We start from the raw sequence: 2658 nt of genomic DNA on the forward strand, positions 1-2658 counted from the left end.
GGCGTGGAGCAAGAGCGTCCCCTTGGAATAGACGGAGGGGGCCGATAACTCGACCCCCTCACGGTTGTTAGCGAGGATTCCTCTGTGAACCGCTAGCTTTAGGCCAGACCCTTTGCTTGCTCGATGGCGGTGAAGTGACGTTGGGTGCTGGGCTGTTCCAGCTCATCGAGTACGGCCAGGGCCAGGTCCGCAGGGGTGATCCGCGACGTACCGTCGTGGTTGATCAGAAGCGTGTCACCGCCTCGGCGATAAGCGCCGGTTCCCTGTCCGGGCTCGAAGACTGCCGACGGACTCAGGTAGGTCCAGTTCTGGTTCGGATGTTCTGTACATGCGTTGAACTGGTCGAGGCTGGCCGATGCGACGTCACGCCACTGGGGCGGCACGAAGGTGGGGTCGTCCAGGACCCGCAACTCCCGATCGTGAGGTGAGCGTAAGGGCGCTGCTCCTCCTACGACCAGAACCCGAACCCCCGCGACAGCGGCGTGGTCGAGGACATGGCTGGTCAGCGGAGCCACACTGCTCTCATCGCCGGGGGCCATGCGCACGGCGAGCACGACGGCGTCTGCGTCGTTCAGGACGGGCTGCAGGGGTGCCTCGAGATCTGTCAGATCGAGACGAGCGACGGTAGTATGCGGGTCGTTGGTCTCCGGTGGGTTGCGCGATACGGAAGTGACGTGGTGGCCGCGGCGTGTGGCCTCCTGCGCGATCGCGGTACCGGCCATGCCGGTGGCTCCGAGAATCGTGATGTTCATGAATTGTCCTTTCGATAATTGGTGGGGGCGGGGAGCTGGCCACAGACCATGGCAGCCAGGGCGATCGCGAAGCCGAGGTACTGCTCGGCTCCGAGGTGTTCATGCGCGATCAGGGCGCCGAGCAGGGCGGCGACCAACGGCGAGAGGAGTCCCAGGAGGGCTGTGGACGTGACCGGAAGTCGTCGGATGCCGGTAAACCAGAGGCTGTAGGAGACCAGCGCTCCGACCAGGCCGAGCCAGGCGTACCCAAGCCAGCCATGGACAGGAATTACCGGCGGTGGTCCCTCCACCAGCAGCGCCGGGATCGCCAGCAGCAGGCCGGCGGACGTCAGCTGCCAACCGGCCAGTGCGACGGGCGAGACACCTTCCGGGAGCTTCCACTTCTTGGTGAGGACCACGCCGGTGGCCATGGCCACTGCGCCGCCGAGTCCTTCAACCACGCCCACCGGGTTCAGGGCAGCGCTTGGACCGAGAACCACGAGGGCCACGCCCACGACACCCACGACACCCCATCCCAGACGCCATCCGGAGAGTTGCTCGTGGAGGACAGTCACGGCCAGCAGGGCAACGATGATGGGCTGTACCGCATTCAGCGTGGCCGCTACCCCGCCCGGAAGACGCTGCGCCGACAAGAACAGCAGGGGGAAGAACGCGGCCATGTTCAGACCGCCCAACACGAAGCTCTTCCACCTCCATGAACCGCGCGGCAGCTGCCTCGACAGGCACAAGGCGATGATCCCTGCCGGCAGCGTCCTCATGAACGCAGCAAACAATGGATGCCCGGCTGGGAGGAGGTGTGTGGTCACGATGTATGTCGTCCCCCACGTAGCGGGGGCCAGCGCCGTCAAACAGGTCCACAGCAACGAACCGCGGCGCCGATGAGAAGAAGTGTTCATGCATCCATCATCAGTCGCTCACCAGTAGTGAGTCCAACACATTGTTCTCACCCAAACAATGAGCTGCTATCATGATTGGGTGGAACTCCAACAGCTCAGGTACGTCGTGGCGATCGCCGAGAAACGCAACTTCACGCGAGCAGCAGAACGCTGCTTCGTCGTGCAGTCAGCCCTGAGCCACCAGATCAAGGCCCTCGAAAAGGAACTCGGCACGGCACTGTTCGTGCGCTCATCCCGCCGGGTCGAGCTGACCCCCGCCGGCGAAGCCTTCCTCACGGAAGCACGGATCAGCCTCGCAGCCGCTGACCGCGCCGTGGCGGTCGCCGCCGAGGCCGTGGGCCAGGTCCGCGGAAGCTTGTCGGTAGGTGTGATCCCGACGGTCACAGCCGTCAGCGTGCCGGACATCGTCGCAGCCTTCCACGCCAGCCATCCCCACGTGGATCTCACCGTGCGGAGCGGGGGAAGCAATGAGTTCATGCGCGATCTCAGTAGCGGGAGACTCGACGTAGCATTCCTCGGCGTGGACGCCGACGTCACCCCAGCGTCCGGACTCACCGCGCACGAGATCGCCCGAGGGCGTCTCGTCGCTGTCATGGCGTCACAGCATCGGCTAGCACACAGGGGCACCTTAGCCCTGGCCGACCTGGCCGACGAGACGTTCGTTGACTTCCCGGCCGGGTCACCGGGCAGGCTCCAAGGCGATCGGGCATTCGCTGCCGCAGGCCTTCAACGCCGCGTGGGCTTCGAGGCGATGTCGACCGAGTTCATGCTCGCCCTCGTCGAACGCGGGTTGGGTGTCTGCCTGCTGCCCGTCGACTGTGTGCCAGCCAACCCAGCGCTGCGAGCCATTCCCGTGGTCGATGGTCCTTGCCGGACCGAGTACATCGCGTGGGGATCTTTCAATCCGAGCCCCGCCGCTCGAGCGTTCATCGAACAGGTCAAGGAATCAATCGCCCTGCACATGGTCGACTGATGCCAGATCGCGTCGATCAACGTCTCCGGTCAGTACA

3 protein-coding genes are annotated in these 2658 nt (G+C 64.7%); 1 reads left to right on the forward strand and 2 read right to left on the reverse strand.

What is annotated here, in order from left to right; translation table 11 throughout:
- Window positions 1–98: 98 nt before the first annotated feature.
- Together Q0331_RS02150 and Q0331_RS02155 are read right to left on the reverse strand one after the other, a co-directional pair.
- On the reverse strand, window positions 99–752 hold the full coding sequence (locus tag Q0331_RS02150) for an NAD(P)-dependent oxidoreductase (protein WP_005291837.1): 654 nt from the start codon (window positions 750–752) through the stop codon (window positions 99–101).
- The gene (locus tag Q0331_RS02155; RefSeq protein ID WP_298074458.1) at window positions 749–1648 is read right to left on the reverse strand and encodes an EamA family transporter; all 900 of its coding nucleotides are present in this window, start codon (window positions 1646–1648) and stop codon (window positions 749–751) included. The genes Q0331_RS02150 and Q0331_RS02155 overlap by 4 nt, the downstream gene beginning before the upstream one ends.
- 58 nt (window positions 1649–1706) lie before the next feature.
- On the opposite strand from Q0331_RS02155, the gene Q0331_RS02160 reads away from it, so the two are divergent.
- Entirely contained in the window at window positions 1707–2621 is a 915-nt protein-coding gene (locus Q0331_RS02160) for a LysR family transcriptional regulator (RefSeq protein ID WP_298074460.1), read from the forward strand.
- Window positions 2622–2658: the final 37 nt, after the last annotated feature.

Source organism: uncultured Corynebacterium sp. (assembly GCF_937999985.1).
GTDB lineage: Bacteria > Actinomycetota > Actinomycetes > Mycobacteriales > Mycobacteriaceae > Corynebacterium.